The following is a 15659-nucleotide window of genomic DNA, read 5'->3' as shown; positions in this document are numbered from 1 at the left end:
GATATGGGAATCTCGCTGCCGAGGCCATGTCCGGCGTGATAGCTCTATGGCGACGGGGCGAGGGACAAACCAGGAGGATCCAGGCGTGCGGTCATCGACCACTGCGGCACCCATGCTGGCGTGCGCGGCCGTGCTCCTCGCCGCCTGCAGCAACACACCGCCCCCGCCCGTGGTCAGCTCGTCGGCCTCGCCGGTGAGCACGTCGACCACGAAGACGCCTTCGCAGGTCGTCGTGGGTGTCGACGACGTCCTCGGCGGCTACAACCCGCACAACCTCGCCGACGCCTCCCAGGTGACGTCGGCGCTTTCGCAGCTCCTGCTCCCGTCGGTGTTCCGCCCGAAGGACGACGGCAGCTTCGAGCTGGACAAGAGCCTGATGAAGTCCGCCGAGGTCGTCTCGCAGCAGCCGTTCACGGTCGCGTACACGATCCGGCCGGACGCCTCCTGGTCCGACAGCGCGCCGATCGCCGCCGAGGACTTCGCCTACCTCCGCGAGGCGATGCGCGACCAGCCCGGCGTCATCGGCGCCGCGGGCTACCGGCTGATCTCGGACATCCAGTCGCGTGAAGGCGGCAAACGCGTCGAGGTCACCTTCTCGAAGCCGTACCCGGGCTGGCAGACGCTCTTCGGCAACCTCCTGCCCGCCCATCTGCTCAAGGACGCCCCGAGCGGCTGGCAGGGCGCGCTGGCGACGGCGTTCCCGGCCGTCGGCGGCCCGTACTCCATCAAGGGCCTCGACACGGCGCGCGGAGAGGTCGTCCTGGAGCGCAACGAGCGCTATTGGGAGAAACCCTCCGCCCTCGACCGGATCGTGCTCCGTGCGGCCGATGAGGACGGCACACTGGCCGCTCTGCGCAGCGGCAACGACCAGTTCGCGATGACGAGGACCGGTGGCACCGGTCTCAAGCGCCTCGGCGAGCTCGGCTCGGCCGTCCAGCTGCACACGGTCGCCCGGCCCACGGTCGCGCAGATCCTCCTGCGGCCGGTGAGCGCGACGCTTTCGGATCCCAAGGTGCGCGAAGGCGTCACCGCGCTGATCGACCGCGGGAAGCTGATCACCGAGGCGGCGAAGGGCGGCCCGTCGGACAAGCTCCGCGCCGACGCCCAGGTCCGCGTCCCGTCGGCCCCGGGCTTCCAGCCGACGATCCCGGCCCCGGGCCCGCCGTCGGCGGCGGATCCGGTCAAGGGCGAGGAACTGCTCAAAACCGCCGGGTACACCAAGGAAGCCGGGACCTGGCGCAAGAACGGGAAGAACCTTTCGCTGGTCGTCGCCTCGCCCGCCAAGCAGGAGCCGTACGCGACGATCGCGAAGGAGCTGACGGCGCAACTGGTGGCCGCGGGGATCGAGGTCAACGCGATCGCGCCGCAGCCGAGGGAGCTGTTCTCGACGCTGCTGGCCATGCCGGTGCTCAACGGGGTCCAGCAGACGACCCCGGAAGGCGCGGGCAACGTCGGCATCGACATCGCGGTGATCGGCCAGGTCACCGGCGGTGCGGACGTCGCGTCGGCGCTGGCGTCCACGTTCGGCTGCCGCCCCGATCAGCTCACCGAGAAGACCAAGGCCGTCGTCCCGGGGAACCCGCTGGGCTTCTGCGACCCGGCGCTGCAGCCGTCGATCGACGCGGCCCTGACCGGCACCACCCCGGTCGCCGACACGCTTTCGACCCTGGAACCGGAATTGTGGCGTCGGAATGTTGCGATTCCGTTGTTCCAGCTGGCCGATACCCTGGCCATCGGCTCTGGTATTTCCGGAGTAACCGCAGGTCCTCCTATGGTGGGCCCTTTCGGGTCGGCGGTGAACTGGACGAGGGGTCCGAAGTAGCCGTTTCGAGTCCGAGTCCACCCCTGGAGGGTGACCTTTCCCGGCACGTTCGAGTGGCTGACCGATTCCTCAAGGTAACCGGTGTATTTCTTGATGTCAGCCGCAAGTTACCCTTTGGTCACGATCGCCCCGGAACTGGTGACTGTTCGTGCATTTCCTTTCTAGCGTGCACCCGCAGTGCGCCAAATGAGTGTCGCTTGGCGTGTCATAGGCTCCGGGCCATCTCACCGGAGCGGTGTGGGGTCCTGTTCCGATCTCAGGAGCCCAGTGCTAGGAGGGCACACTTCATGAGGAAGTCCAAGGCAGTCTCCGCCTGGTCGCTGGTCGCGGCCTCCGCGCTTGTGCTGAGCGCATGCAGCGGTGGCGACAGCGGCAGTACCGACCAGAACGGGTCGTCGACCGATATCAAGAGCATGGCGACCGGCAAGGCGCAGAACGGTGAGAACTTCAAGCTCGCGGACACCAAGGGCTACGAAGGCACCGTCACGGTGGGCATCGACGACGGGTACTCGGGCTACAACAACGACACGCCCGACACCAACACGTCGTACAACACCTACATCCTGACCGCCGTGCTCGCCGGCGCCGATGTGCTCGACGGCAACAACAAGGTGCTGCTGAACAACGACGTGTTCGACTCCTGGGAGGTCACCTCCAAGGCGCCGCAGACCGTCGTCTACAAGATTAAGCCGAACGTCAAGTGGTCGGACAACGAGGCGTTCGACTGCGACGACATGTACCTGTCGTGGCTGGCGCACTCCGGCAAGGCGAAGACCTCCGACGGCAAGCAGGCCTTCCTCGCCGCTTCGACGACCGGCTACCAGCTGATCAACGAGGCGACCTGTAAGGACGACCTGACCTTCGAGACCAAGTACACCGAGCCGTACCTGGACTACAAGGGTCTGTTCAACTCGACCGCGATCATGCCGGCGCACATCGTCGAGAAGCGGTCGAACGTCCCCGACATCACCAAGCTGACCCCGACCAGCGACGCCGCGCAGCTCAAGGCCGCCGGTGAGTTCTGGACCAACGGCTTCAAGGCCTTCAAGGCCGAGGACATGCCGGCTTCGGGTCCGTACAAGATCACCGCGTTCGACGCCAACCAGAAGGCCGTCACGCTCGAGAAGAACCCGAACTGGATCGGTGGCAAGGGTGGCCCCTCCAAGATCGTCGTGAAGGCGATGGAGGACACCAAGGCCATGGCGACCGCGCTGCAGAACGGCGAGATCGACATCGCCGCTTCGACCCAGCCCGACGCCACCGCCGCCGGCACCATGAAGAGCCTCGCCGCTCAGGGTGTCACCTACGGTTCGGCCTCGCAGCTGACCTTCGAGCACATCGACCTGAACTACAAGCGCATGTTCAAGGACAAGAACCTGCGCAAGGCGTTCTTCGAGGTCGTCAACCGCCAGGAGATCACCGACAAGCTGCTGAAGGAGGTCCAGGCCGACGCGACCCCGCTGAACAGCATCGTGTTCATGCCGGGCGAGCAGGGCTTCAAGGACCTGTACAGCAGCAAGGCCGGTCTGGGCGCCGAGGCCGCGGCCAAGACGCTGACCGACGCCGGCTGGGTCAAGGGTGGCGACGGCATCTTCGCCAAGGACGGCCAGCGCGCGTCGTTCAAGATCTCGCACAACCAGAACACCCGCCGTCAGCAGACCGTCGAGATCATCATCTCGCAGGCCAAGGCCGCCGGCATCGAGATCACGGACGACCAGGACGCCAACTTCCTGAAGGGTGGCCGTCTCGCGGCCAGCGACTACGACGCCGCGCTCTTCGGCTGGTCCGCCGCTCCGTTCAAGGCCGAGCAGAAGTCGATCTACATCACCCGTGTCGACGACAGCAGCCAGAACTACCAGGGTCTGTCGAACCCGACGATCGACTCCTCCTTCGAGGCGGCCGTGAAGGCCACCGACGAGGCGGTCCAGCTGGAGAGCTACCAGAAGGCCGACCAGGCGATCGCGGACGAGTACGCGACCCTGCCGCTGTTCCAGACCCCGTCCATGTGGGCGTTCAAGGGCATCGACCGCACTTACATGCAGTCGTACAACGGTGTCCTGTGGAACGTCGGTGAGTGGGAGCAGAAGAAGTAGGGCTTCCGCCCGCTTTTTCACCACTCGCTTACGCGATCCTGGTGGTAGGGGGGCCCGGCCACAAGCCGGGCCCCCGTACCCGCCGGAAGTAGCTGTTGACCGTAGGGTTACCGCCACTACGGTGGACAACCGGGCAGCGGTCCAGCACTTCGGCGACCAGGCCCGGATGAGGAGCAGTTCGTTGAACCTGGTGATCTACATTCTTCGCCGTCTGGCGATATCGATTCCCGTCCTGTTGGTCGGGACTTTCCTGTGTTTCGTCATGGTCGCCGGCACCGGTGACCCGCTCGCCGAGATGAAGAGCAATCCGGCCATGAGCAAGGAAGCCATCGCGCAGATGGCCTCGCAGCTCGGGCTGGACCAGAGCATCGTGCCCCGGTACTTCACTTGGCTCGGCAACTTCGTCACCGGCGACTGGGGCGTTTCCATCGCACAGGGCAACGCGCAGGCCCCGGTGTTCCCGAAGGTCATGGCCGCGTTCGAGGTCACCTTGAAGCTCGTCGTCGGAGCCGAGATCCTCGCGCTCGTCCTCGGCGTCCTCGTCGGTGTGGTCGCGGCGGTCAAGCAGTACTCGATCATCGACTACATCGCCACCACGCTGGCCTTCCTGCTGTTCTCGATGCCGATCTTCTGTGTCGCCATCGTGCTCAAGCGGTACGCGATCGAGTTCAACGGCTGGGTGCGGGACCTGGGACTGTCCGATGTGCTCGGTAACCCCTGGATCCGGACGACGAGCCCGGAATCGCTGAATTTGGACGGTCCAGGCGGTTTCCTGGCGAGTTATATCGGCGCCTATCTGCTGCCGACGTTGTCCATCATGGCGATCAGCTTCGCCGCGTACAGCCGGTTCCAGCGCGCTTCGATGCTGGAGACGCTGAACGCGGACTACGTGCGGACCGCGCGGGCGAAGGGCCTCGGCAACGGCCGGGTCATCTTCCGCCACGCCTTCCGGAACGCGCTCATCCCGGTGACCACCCTGTTCTCCGTCAACTTCGGTGCCGTGCTCTCGGGCGCGATCATCACCGAGACGGTGTTCAACTGGAATGGCATGGGCAAGCTGCTCGTCGAAGCCGTGACCAAGAGCGATACGCAGGTGATGATGGGCTGGCTGGTGCTCATCGCCAGCAGCATCATCGTCGCCAACCTGATCGCCGACCTGATGTACGGCATCCTGGACCCGAGGATTCGCGTTGGCTGACTTGAATTCCCTTATCTCGGCGGAAGACTCCAAGTCCGCCGACGGCACGCTTCCGGCAGAGGCCCTGCCCGAACCACGGAGCCAGGGCAAGCTGGTCCTGCGCAAGTTCCTGCGGCACAAGCTGGCGATGATCTGTACGGCGGTGCTCCTGCTCCTGGTACTGACCGTGCTGATCATGCCGATCTTCTGGCCGCACAGCTACGAGGACAGCTCCTTCCCGTCCTTCGCGAGGCCCAGCGCGGACTATCCGCTCGGGACGACGCAGGTCGGCAAGGAGATGGTGTCGCAGATCCTGCGCGGCACCCAGTACTCGCTGCTGATCGCGCTGGTGGTGTCGATCATCGCCACCACCATCGGCACCGTCTTCGGTGCGATGGCGGGCTACCTGCGCGGCTTCACCGACTCCGCGATCTCGCGCGTGACGGACCTGTTCCTGATCGTCCCGCAGATCGCCGCCGCCGCCATCCTGGCGAAGGTGTTCGGTGGCGGCAGCTGGTACATCGTCGCGATGGTGCTGGCGGCGTTCGGCTGGATGCCGATCGCGCGGATCGCCAGGGCCGAGGCGATGTCCTTGTCCCAGCGGGAGTTCGTGGACGCCGCCCGCGCGTCCGGCGCCGGGACCTTCCACATCGTGTTCAAGCACCTGGTGCCGAACATGGTCGGCCTGATCACGGTCAACGCCACCCTCGCGGTCGCGCAGGCCGTGCTGATCGAGGCGGCGCTGTCCTTCATCGGGCTGGGGGTGCAGCTGCCGGACACCTCGCTCGGCCGCGTCATCCTCGAGAACTACGCGCAGCTGCAGAACCGGCCGGCGCTGTTCTTCGGCCCGTTCATCGTGCTGGTGCTGATCTCGCTGACGATCAACTTCATCGGTGACGGCCTGCGGGACGCTTTCGACCCGCGGCAGCGGAAGATGAAGGCGTAAGGCTCTCTTAGCGCGTGAAGGCCCCCTTCCCTCGGCTCACCCGAGGGAAGGGGGCCTTCACGCGTTTCAGGGCTTGTGAGGATGTCCCGAGCCGGGGCTGTCGTGTGACTGAGTGGACGACGCGTGTGATCAGACGGACGACACGCGTGACTGGCTGGACGACACGCTCGTCGCCGGGGTCCCACTCCGTGTCGTCCGCCCCGTCACACGTGTCGTCCGCTCAGTCACACGTGTCGTCCATCTGATCACGCGAGACCGCGCGACCGTAGGTACCTGAGACACGCTTGGTTCTGACCCGAATCGCCACTCACGACCCACGCCCACTGCGCTTCCGGGTCCAAGTACAGGAAGGCCCCCTTGCTTGCGCCAGGCGCAAGCAAGGGGGCCTTCACGTACCTCTGAGGGTCAGTCGGCCACCGGGGCGAGCTTGCCCGCCTCCCAGGCCGCACGCCGCTCGGCCTGCAGCACCGGGTCCGCGACCGGGGCGGCCGAGAGCAGACGGCGCGTGTAGTCCTCGCGCGGCGAGTGCAGCACCTGGTCACGGGTGCCGACCTCGACCAGCTTGCCGTACTGCATCACCGCGACGCGGTCGGCCAGCAGGTCGACGACGGCGAGGTCGTGGCTGATGAACAGGCAGGCGAACTGCAGCGAGCGCTGCAGGTCCAGGAACAGGTCCAGCACGCGAGCCTGCACCGACACGTCCAGCGCCGAGGTGGGCTCGTCCGCGATCAGCAGCGCCGGGTCGAGCGAGAGCGCCCGCGCGATGGCGACGCGCTGGCGCTGGCCGCCGGACAGCTCGTGCGGGTACCGGTTGCGGTAGTGGCCGCCGAGCTCGACCTTGTCCAAAAGGGACGTCACGCGCTCGTTCAGGGCCTTGCCCGACAGGAACTTGTGCAGCACCATCGGCTCGGCGATCGACTCGCCGATGGTCATCTTCGGGTCCAGTGTGGACGCCGGGTCCTGGAACACGATCGAGAAGTAGCGGCGCAGCGGGCGCAGCTCCTTGTTCGACATGTTCGTGATGTCCTTGCCCGCGATGGACACGGTGCCTTCGGTCGGGGTCAGCAGGCGGATCGCGCAGCGGCCGACGGTCGACTTGCCGGAACCGGACTCGCCGACCAGGCCGACGATCTCGCCCTTGGCGATGCTCAGCGAGACGTCGTCCACCGCGCGGTTCTTCGCCTGGCCGCGGCGGCCGGGGTACTCCAGCACGAGGTTCTTGATCTCCAGCGCGGGCGCGCTCTCCTCGATCACGGCGGCGAGCTCGGAGTCTTCGAGCCGGATCTCCTCGGCGATCTTCGTGGCCTCGTCGCTGTCGGCGGAGATGCCCTCGTCGTCGAGCAGCCGCCGGCCTTCGGGACGCTGGCCGAGCACGGGCACCGCGGCGAGCAGCTTGCGGGTGTACTCCTGCGACGGCGAGGCGAACAGGTCGCGCACCGGCGCCTCTTCGACGATGTTGCCCTGGTACATCACGACCACGCGGTCGGCGAGGTCGGCGACGACGCCCATGTCGTGCGTGATCAGCACGATCGCGGTGTTGAGGGTGTCGCGCAGCTTGCGCAGCAGGCCGAGGATCTCCGCCTGCACGGTGACGTCGAGCGCCGTGGTCGGCTCGTCGGCGATGATCACCTTCGGGTCGCACGAGATCGCCATCGCGATGACGACGCGCTGGCGCAGACCGCCCGAGAGCTGGTGCGGGTACTGCTTGAAGCGCAGCGGCGGGTTCGGGATGCCGACCATCTCCAGCAGCTCGATGGCGCGCTTGTCGGCGGCTTCCTTCGAGATGTCCTGGTGCGAGCGGAGCGCCTCGCGCAGCTGCCAGCCGACGGTGTAGACCGGGTTCAGCGCGGTCATCGGCTCCTGGAAGATCATCGCGACCTGGTTGCCGCGGATCTTCTGGAGGTCCTTCTCCTTGAGGTCGGCGAGGTTGCGGTCGCCGAGGCGGAGCTCGCCGGCGATCCGGCTGGTCTTCGGGAGCAGCCCGAGCACCGACATCGAGGTCACCGACTTGCCGGAACCGGACTCGCCGACCACCGCGACGATCTCACCCGGCTTGACGTCGAATCCGATGCCCTTGACGGCGTCTACCACGCCTTCGTCGGTCGGGAAGGAGACGCTCAGGTCGGAGATGGACAGAACCGAACCCGACACGCCGCCGAGGTCCGACGATGCTGCTTCAGTGCTCACCAAGATGCCCTTCGTGGGGGTACATATGGTCACGAGGCAATGCCCATGACTCGCGCGAGGATAACCGAGAGTCGCCCGACTAAGGTCGGTGCTCTCCGGCTTCCGTTCCCGACACCCTATAAAGGAAAGCGCGCCGTGTTCGAATTAGTCTTCAAGCCGTGATCTCAGATCGGCCCAAATTGCTCCTCGTGCACGCCCATCCGGACGACGAGAGCATCACCACCGGCGGCACCATCGCGCGCTACGCCTCCGAAGGGGCGGACGTGACCGTTGTCACGTGCACTCTCGGTGAGGAAGGCGAGATCATCCCGCCGCCCCTCGACGGGCTCGGTTCGTGGGCCTCGGACCAGCTCGGCGGCTACCGCGCGGGCGAACTGGCATCGGCCTGCGCCGCGCTGGGCGTCACCCGGCACCGCTATCTCGGCGGCATCGGCCGCTGGCGTGACTCGGGGATGGCCGGGACGCCGTCGGCGGCCCATCCGCGCGCGTTCTCCGGCGGCGACCTCGACGAGCAGGCGGCCCAGCTCGCGGAGATCCTGGACGAGGTCCGCCCCCAGGTCGTCGTCACCTATGACGCTTTCGGGGGTTACGGGCACCCCGACCACATCCGTGCGCACGAGATCACCATGGCCGCGGCGCCGAAGGCCGCGTCGGTCGAACGGGTCTTCCATACTGTTTCTTCTCGCGACGCCGTCACTGCCGGGCTGGCCGCGCTGCGCGGGCGTTCGGCGTTCCGGGTTCCCGAAGACGGCGAACTGCCGGTGACGCCGGACGAGACCATCACGACCGTCCTCGACGTCGGCGCGCACGTTCCGGCCAAGGCCGCCGCGCTGCGTGCGCACGAGACCCAGGTCAGCGTGCCCGCCCCGCCGCATCTCGCGGACCACTTCGCGCTGAGCAACGACGTCGCGCAGCCGATCACCCCGAACGAGTACTTCGTGCTCGCCCACGGGCCGGCCGAGGGTGCCGGATCCGACCTGTTCGGGGGACTCGCGAAGTGACCGAGCCGCTCACCGCGCGGCAGCGGTTGCTGCTGGCCCTGCTGTGCTTCGACGCGCTGTTGCTCGGGCTGCTCGAACTGTTCTTCCTGCCGCTCCGGCTCGACGGCATCGTGCTGCCGAAGCTCGGCGACTTCCCCATGCCGGTGACCGTGGTGCTCGCGGTGATCACGACTCCGCTGCTGGTGCGGACGACCGCGAAAGTGGTCCGGCCCTCCTTTTCGGTGATTCCGCTGCTCGTCTGGGTACTCGTCGTACTCGGGATGGGGGTGACCGGACCCGGCAATGATCTGGTGCTGATACAGGACTGGCGGGCACTGCTGCTGATCGGCGGCGGTGCCCTGCCGGGAGCGCTGGCGCTGGGTGGCGGCTTGGGCATGGCGGCGAAGGCCGCGAAGGGAGACAGCGGTGGGTGAAGCGATTTCGGACCGCCAGGTCGTGGCGGTGCTGCGGCCGTTCGTCCGCGCCTGCGGGCCGATGGTCGACGCGCTGCGGGACGCGGATCCGTTCGGCCTCCAGGCGCGGGGACGCCGCCACGAGGATCTGGACGACGTCGAACCGGGACTGAAGGACAAGCTGCTCGACGGGATCACCTCGGTCAAGGTGCCCGGCACCGCCGCGTGGGCGGAGATGTCGAACTACCAGCGGACGCATTGGTGGGTGAACCGGGTCGGCCGGGTCACCGCGCTCGTCACCGCGATCCCCGGGATCGGCGGCGCGCTCGCCGACCGGCTGCCCGTGCAGGACGCGCTCGGCTCGGCGGCCCAAGGGGTGCTGCTGTGCGCGATCGCGGGGGAGTACGGCGTGACCGACGTCGGCGCCCGGGTCCGGCTGATCGCGTGGGTGCTCTTCGAACGCGACATCGACCCGGTGATCGCGGCGGGCAAGCATGCCGAACATGACAAGGCCGCCGAAGACGACGAAGCGGCGAAGCTCACCGAAGAACTCGACGACGCGAAGAAGAAACACGGCAAGGTCACCTTGAAAGCCGCGGCGGGCACGCTGTGGCGACTCGGCAGGGGACTGCTGGGCATCGTCGAAGAACTGGAGAAGCGGCCGCGCGGCCGGCTTTTCCACCGGGCGCTCGGGAAACTGCCGGTGGTCGGCATGGCGGGCGACTACCTCGGCGAGCGGTCCGGTCTCAAACGCGTCTGGAAGCGGGCGCACGAGTGGTTCACCGCACATTCCGAAGGCGAAGTCACTTCCAGAACATGAACGCGTCTTGTCCGTACATGGCGGCGAGCCTGAAACCACCGACGGTGTCGAAGATCGAGTAGGACACCTTCCAGAGCAACGGGCTGGCTCCCGGCACGGCGAACAGGATGGCGAACAGCACCAGCGGTGCCCACGGCCGGGCCTTCGCGCCGAACTCCCGCGCGCCGGGCGAAAGGTACGGCTCGATCGCGCCCCAGCCGTCGAGACCGGGGATCGGCAGGATGTTCAAGAGGAACGTGACGATCTGGAGCAGTGCCAGGAACGAGAGCCCGATCACGAGTCCGTTCGCCATCGGCACCAGCGCGACGACGAGCGTCAGCGCGACGCCGACGCCGAGGTTGCTCAGCGGTCCGGCGAGCGAGACCCACGACTGGACACCGCGTGAGCGCAGGCGCCCGTGCTCGATCCACACCGCGCCACCCGGCAGCGGGATGCCGCCGATGATGAGGAACACCAACGGCAGGACGATGGACAGCACCGGATCCGTGTATTTCCGGACGTCCATGGACAGGTAACCCTTGTGGGCGACGCTGTGGTCGCCACCGCGGAACGCCACGACCGCGTGGCCGAACTCGTGCAGCGTCAGCGACGCGACCCAGCCGCCCGCGACGAGCAGGACGACGCCGGTGATGATGAGCGGGTCGTACTTCTGGCTGTAAATCGTGGTCGCGTCACCGAAAGCCGCCAGGACACCGCCCAGGACGGTGGCCGCGAGGATGCCGAGGAAGATCGGGCTTGGCCGCACTGCTGATCTCTGCACTCCACCAGTCTTCCGTATGCCCGATGTGAAGTTCTCGGCGTGTCCCCTTGCGCGATCGAGCGCGAGTATCCCCCGAACTCGCTACTCCGCTTGACCTGACCGCACTACACGGGTGTAATCACAGTGATGTCATTCGTCGCTGGAAGGGGGCGGCGGATGGTGTTTCAACACCGCCAGCCTGGGGAGTGCGTGGACAGCGAGGAGGCGGACGTGCGGTTGGAAGCAGATGGAAGGGAATGGGGGCAAGTCGTGGGTTGGGGTGAGGTCCCGGAGCAGCAACTGGGCGATCTCACCGAGCTTTTCGACGATGCCTCCGCGGAAGAGCAGGACTGGCAGGAACGGGCCCTCTGCGCGCAGACGGACCCGGAGGCGTTCTTCCCCGAGAAGGGCGGCTCCACCCGTGAAGCCAAGCGGATCTGCCTCGGTTGCGAGGTCAAGGACGAGTGCCTCGAGTACGCCCTCGCGCATGACGAGCGGTTCGGTATTTGGGGCGGGCTCTCCGAACGCGAGCGTAGGAAACTGAAAAAGCGAGCTGTGTGACGGCGATCTCCGGCACCCCCAGTGCGCCGGAGATCGCTTCCTGCCCGCGTTCCACGGTCTCGGTTCCATACAGTGGGGCCACCAACGGGTGACAGGGTCGCGTCGTAGGGTGGCGGCACTCGACTTCGCCGCCACATCTGGAGTGCCCGTTGTCTCGCACTGTCGCGTCACCTGTGCTGCGCACGGCCCCCGTTCTGGCCATTGTGGTCTGTCACAACGGCGAGAACTGGTTGCCACTGGCGCTTTCCGCGCTGCGGCGCAGCGGTGTCCGGCCGCGGCACGTGTTGGCCGTCGACACCGGATCCACCGACCGGACGGCGAAGATCCTCGCCGACGCGGCGGCCCCCGAAGGCGTCGCTGGCGAAGCCCCGGTCCTTGACGGAATTCTCACGCTTTCGAGTGAAGTCGGCTTCGGTGCCGCCGTCGGTGAGGCCGTCGAATACGCCGTCGACCGCTGGGGTGACCCCGGCGGCTGGCTCTGGCTGCTGCACGACGACTGCGCGCCGGAACCCGATTGTCTCGAAAACCTGTTGGCAGCCGCCGAAAACGAGGCCGCGGCGACGGTGCTCGGTCCGCTCGCGGTGGACTGGAGCGACCCGCGGCTCATCGTCGAAGCCGGGTTGTCGACCGACGCCATCGGCCACCGTCAGCAGGTCTCACCCGAGGAGAACGACACCGCGGTGCTCGCCGTGCCGAGCGCCGGATCACTGGTGCGGAGGGAAGTCTGGCACGACCTCGGCGGCTACGACCCCGGATTTCCCTTGCTGCGCGAGGATCTCGACTTCGGCTGGCGCGCCAACGCGGCGGGCGGCAAGGTGCTCTCGGTGCCGTCGGCCCGGCTCCGGCACGCCCGCGCGCTCAGCACCGGGCAGCGGGAACCGGCCGCGCTCGGCCTTTCCCTGGCGGCGGCGAACCGCGCGCACGGGCTCCGGGTGTTCCTCGTCAACTGCTCCCCACTGTCCTTTTGGTTCGGTCTTTTTCGAATCCCGGTCTTCGCGGCGCTGCGGGCGCTCGCCTTCCTCCTGCTGCGGCGCACCGGCGAAGCGGGCGCGGAACTCGCGGCGACCTGGTACCTGCTGCGCGGTCGCGGCGGGCTGCGCGCGGCCCGCGCCGAACGCCGGAAGACCGGCAGGCCGGGTGCTGTCCGCGGGTTGTTCACGGGACGGCTGACCCGGGTGCGCAACGCGGTCCGCGCCGGCGTCGTCGGCCTCGTCCGGCGTGGTGTCGAACGGGACTTCGCCCTCGGGACCGTGCCGGAGAGCGCGGATCAGGAAGGGGCCTGGATCCCGCCGGAGGCGTTGAAGGCCGGGCAGGATCGTCCCGTCGGTCCCGGGGCGCTGCCCGCGGGGGCGATGCGCGGGGTCGGCTCACGCGGGACCGGTTTGCGGCGGCCCAGCGCGGTCGTCGCGGTCGCGGTCCCCGAGAAGCCCGTCGAGAAGCCCGTCGCGGGCGGACCGAAACCGTCGCCGGTGCCGCGGGACGGCGGGCGGCGGCCGGAACCGGAACTCGTGTTCGTCGAGGTCGACCGGAAGCGGGTGCTCGCCGCGACCGTGTTCGCCCCGCCGGTGATCGTGCTCGTCGTCCTGACGGCGCTGGCTTTCGTGGTCAACGGTTCCCGGCTCGGGCTCGACCTCGTCGGCGGGAAACTGCTCCCGGTCGGCGGGCTCGGCGAGATCTGGTCGTCGTATCTCGCGCCGTGGCACGCGATCGCGGGCGGGACGGCGAGTCCCGCGCCCGCGACGCTGCCGGTGCTCGGCACCCTCGGCGCGCTCTTCACGCCGATCGGCGGGCCCGCGGCGCTGGTCGCGATCCTGCTGATCGGCGACATCCCGCTCGCCGCCCTGAGCGCGTACGCGGCCACTCGACGGCTTCGCGTGCGTCGCTGGGTTCGTGCCGTCGTCGCGGCGGGGTACGGCGTGCTCCCGGCGGCGACCGCTTCGGTCGCGCAGGGACGGCTCGACGTCGTCGTCGTGCACCTGCTGCTGCCGCCGGTGATCGCGGGCATCGTGGGGCTGCTGGTCCGCGCGGACTCGCGGTGGCTGCACGTTTCCGCGCTGAGCGCGATCGGGCTGGCGCTGATCGGCGCCTTCTCGCCGCTGGCGCACGCGCTGGCGGTGGTCGGGCTGGTGATCGGGTTCGTGGTGCTGCCGTCGCCGACCGGGCTCGCGCGGCGGATCGCGTCGGTCGGGATCGTGGTCTTCCTGCCGCTGGCGTTGCTGCTGCCGTGGCCGAGTGTGCTGCTGCGGCATCCGGAACTGTTGCTGCACGGGCTCGGCGGCGGTGTCACGGCCGCGTCCGGCGCCGACCTCGCCGGGCTGGACCCGGGCGGGCCCGGCGCGTGGCCGATCGGGGTGGCGCTGGTCGCGGCCGCGATCGTCGCGCTGGTGGTGCGGCCGACGAAGAGCGCGGGCGGCGGTGTCGCGGTCGTCGTCCTGGGCGTGCTGGGACTCGTGGCGGTGCGGTTCGTGGCGGTGACGCCGATGTCGGGCGGCGCGCACGCGACCGGGTACGCCGGGGTGCCGCTGCTGGTGATCGGCGCGGGGCTGCTGTGGACGGTGCTGGCGACCTGGCAGCGCGGCGGGAGCGGTGTCGATCCCGCGCCGTGGCTGGCGAAGGTCACGGCCGTGGCCGGGGTGCTCGTGCTGCTGGCGCTGGCGACCGGTGCGGTCGTCGCCGGACGGGAAGGCCCGCTGCGGTCGGGCGCGCGCCCGTCGCTGGCCCCGGAGATCTCGGCGGAACTGGCCGCGACCGGTCGTTCGGTGCTGGTGGTGGGTTCTTCGGTGGAGCCGGTGCGGCAGACCGGTGGGCGGTTGCCGCTTTACGGCGACGACGAACTCGCGCCGACGCCCGGCAGCGCCGACCGGCTGGCTTCGTGGCGACGGGACCTTCTCCAGGGCTCGCCGGACGCGGTGAAGCAGGCCTTCGCGTCGGCTCTGGCTTCGGGGGCGCTGTACGTCGTGTTGCCCAGCGGTGCCGATGGCGGCGCTTTCGTCGAACTCGCGCGAGATCTGGTCGGCCCGGCGGCGCCGACCTCCGACGGGCGGCCGGTGCTCCGTCTGCTGCCCGCCGGTGGGCAGGTGGCGTTGATCTCTCCGGAGCTGTCGCAGGCGGCCGTGACCGGGAAGGGCGCGCCGGGGGCGTCACCCGGGGTGGCGCCGGTGCAGGCCGGGCTGCCGGACGTGCGGGTGCGCGTCTCGGAGGGGCCGACCGGGCGGCTGCTCGTGGTGGCGGCGGAGTTCGAAGCGGGCTGGCAGGCGAGCGTGGACGGGAAAGCCGTGCCGATCGTGCGGGCCTGGGGGCATCAGGTGGCCGTCTCGGTGCCACCCGCGCCTTCGGAGGTGGTCGTGGAGCATCAGGGGACGACGCGGAATCTCTTGCTGCTGGCTCAGGTGGCCGCGGTGCTGTTCACGCTGCTGACCGCTGTGCCCACGCGGCGGCGACCTTCACTCTCTTGAGCGCTTTCGGCTTGGACTGAGTTCCGGGGGTGTCCCCAATGCGGCATTGGGGACCTTCGCCACGCGTGCGCTTGGGCGACTGCCGCCTGTCTCACCTGAGCCTCGTGTCCCGAGCGCCACGCTGGGGACGTTGAGCGTCCCTTGCGTGGCGCTCGGGACTTCCGGGGCCTCGCCGGGAACTCTCACGCAGAGGTGCCGCCCGGCCCTCTGCGCCCGGTCCCTCTGCCGCCCGATGCCCCCAATGTGGCGTTGGGGTCTTTGAGCGTCCCCAATGCCACATTGGGGACATCCGAGTCGGGCCCTGAACACCCGGTCCCGAGTTGTCCACAGCCCGATCCCCTTGTGGGCAACTCCGCCCTCCAGGGCCGTTTCCGCAGGTCCCGTCGGTCACCCGCGATACGCTGGGCTGGGGACGCCCCCCGGGGAAGGGCGGGGGCTGGGGTGGGGCGGGCTGGGGTGGGAGAGG

General features: G+C 68.6%; 11 protein-coding genes. 9 read left to right on the top strand and 2 right to left on the bottom strand.

The window, feature by feature from the left end; translation table 11 throughout:
• Positions 1–112 precede the first annotated feature (112 nt).
• The 4 genes from B0293_RS39735 to B0293_RS39720 all read left to right on the top strand — a co-directional run bounded on the left by B0293_RS39735 (position 113) and on the right by B0293_RS39720 (position 6038).
• Positions 113–1822: an ABC transporter family substrate-binding protein gene (locus B0293_RS39735; RefSeq protein ID WP_052014441.1), complete on the top strand. Its 1710-nt coding sequence runs from the start codon at positions 113–115 to the stop codon at positions 1820–1822.
• A gap of 287 nt (positions 1823–2109) precedes the next feature.
• Positions 2110–3915: an ABC transporter family substrate-binding protein gene (locus tag B0293_RS39730; RefSeq protein ID WP_005157281.1), complete on the top strand. Its 1806-nt coding sequence runs from the start codon at positions 2110–2112 to the stop codon at positions 3913–3915.
• Positions 3916–4096: 181 nt separating this feature from the next.
• Positions 4097–5113, top strand: a complete 1017-nt coding sequence (locus B0293_RS39725; RefSeq protein ID WP_039917942.1) for an ABC transporter permease — start codon at positions 4097–4099, stop codon at positions 5111–5113.
• Positions 5106–6038, top strand: coding sequence for an ABC transporter permease (locus tag B0293_RS39720; RefSeq protein ID WP_005157275.1), 933 nt, complete (start codon positions 5106–5108; stop codon positions 6036–6038). Before B0293_RS39725 ends, B0293_RS39720 begins: the two co-directional genes overlap by 8 nt.
• A gap of 405 nt (positions 6039–6443) precedes the next feature.
• Here B0293_RS39720 and B0293_RS39715 read toward each other — a convergent pair whose 3' ends face one another.
• Positions 6444–8225 (bottom strand): ABC transporter ATP-binding protein, encoded by a 1782-nt coding sequence (locus B0293_RS39715; RefSeq protein WP_005157273.1) that lies wholly within the window; start codon positions 8223–8225, stop codon positions 6444–6446.
• Between the two features lie 158 nt (positions 8226–8383).
• Here B0293_RS39715 and mshB point away from each other — a divergent pair, with 158 nt between their 5' ends.
• From mshB to B0293_RS39700, 3 genes are read left to right on the top strand one after another with little or no spacing between them, the layout of a single operon-like run.
• Positions 8384–9226: an N-acetyl-1-D-myo-inositol-2-amino-2-deoxy-alpha-D-glucopyranoside deacetylase gene (mshB, locus tag B0293_RS39710; protein WP_039917920.1), complete on the top strand. Its 843-nt coding sequence runs from the start codon at positions 8384–8386 to the stop codon at positions 9224–9226.
• Positions 9223–9639 carry a hypothetical protein gene (locus B0293_RS39705; RefSeq protein ID WP_005157267.1) on the top strand — a complete coding sequence of 139 codons (417 nt, stop codon included), beginning with the start codon at positions 9223–9225 and terminating at the stop codon, positions 9637–9639. The genes mshB and B0293_RS39705 overlap by 4 nt, the downstream gene beginning before the upstream one ends.
• Positions 9632–10438, top strand: coding sequence for a hypothetical protein (locus B0293_RS39700; RefSeq protein ID WP_005157265.1), 807 nt, complete (start codon positions 9632–9634; stop codon positions 10436–10438). Before B0293_RS39705 ends, B0293_RS39700 begins: the two co-directional genes overlap by 8 nt.
• On the opposite strand, the gene B0293_RS39695 is transcribed toward B0293_RS39700, so the two are convergent.
• Entirely contained in the window at positions 10422–11183 is a 762-nt protein-coding gene (locus B0293_RS39695) for a site-2 protease family protein (protein ID WP_039917918.1), read from the bottom strand. The two genes, B0293_RS39700 and B0293_RS39695, sit on opposite strands and share 17 nt — an antisense overlap.
• 171 nt (positions 11184–11354) lie before the next feature.
• On the opposite strand from B0293_RS39695, the gene B0293_RS39690 reads away from it, so the two are divergent.
• A complete protein-coding gene (locus B0293_RS39690; RefSeq protein ID WP_007028952.1) occupies positions 11355–11738 on the top strand; it encodes a WhiB family transcriptional regulator in 384 nt (127 codons plus the stop codon).
• 149 nt (positions 11739–11887) lie between these two features.
• Positions 11888–15193 (top strand): glycosyltransferase family 2 protein, encoded by a 3306-nt coding sequence (locus B0293_RS39685; protein ID WP_039917916.1) that lies wholly within the window; start codon positions 11888–11890, stop codon positions 15191–15193.
• The last annotated feature ends 466 nt before the right edge of the window (positions 15194–15659 follow it).

Origin of the sequence: Amycolatopsis azurea DSM 43854 (genome assembly GCF_001995215.1) — a bacterium.
Classification (GTDB): Bacteria; Actinomycetota; Actinomycetes; order Mycobacteriales; family Pseudonocardiaceae; genus Amycolatopsis; species Amycolatopsis azurea.
The sequence above is the reverse complement of the archived record's forward strand: the minus strand, read 5'-3'. Positions and strand labels throughout refer to the sequence as shown.

Coding starts and splice junctions, on each gene's coding strand:
- B0293_RS39735 (WP_052014441.1), top strand. CDS start 113: ATGCTGGCGTGCGCGGCCGTGCTCCTCGCCGCCTGCAGCAACACACCG.
- B0293_RS39730 (WP_005157281.1), top strand. CDS start 2,110: ATGAGGAAGTCCAAGGCAGTCTCCGCCTGGTCGCTGGTCGCGGCCTCC.
- B0293_RS39690 (WP_007028952.1), top strand. CDS start 11,355: ATGGTGTTTCAACACCGCCAGCCTGGGGAGTGCGTGGACAGCGAGGAG.